Genomic DNA, 374 nt, shown 5'->3' on the forward strand with positions numbered 1-374 from the left:
AACAAAGAGATCCCAACATTTGGGGGATTAGCTCAGCTGGCTAGAGCACCTGCCTTGCACGCAGGGGGTCAACGGTTCGAATCCGTTATTCTCCACCAATTTTTTGAGAGAGAAAAGAGGAGAGAGATTAATTCTATTATCAAACGTGATAATTAGAAGAATAGATTAAGAAAGAGTAATGATTACAGGTACCGATCTAGACAACGGTTTAGAGTAAAGGTATAACGATGTAGAAGTAAGGAAGACCTAGGTTGGATATATGGATACACAAGGTTCTTTGACATATTGTGAGAAAAAAGTAAAGAGTAAGAGCAAATTAAGTATAGAGATATACAATAGTAAGTGAATTAAGGGCGTATGGGGGATGCCTAGGC

Annotated in this window: 1 tRNA gene; it reads left to right on the forward strand. The window is 38.8% G+C overall.

The features are described 5' to 3' along the window. Positions 1 to 21 precede the first annotated feature (21 nt). Positions 22 to 98: transfer RNA gene (locus tag V7S76_RS13280), tRNA-Ala, on the forward strand. The last annotated feature ends 276 nt before the right edge of the window (positions 99 to 374 follow it).

The sequence above is a fragment of the Aquirufa sp. ROCK2-A2 genome, from assembly GCF_054558485.1.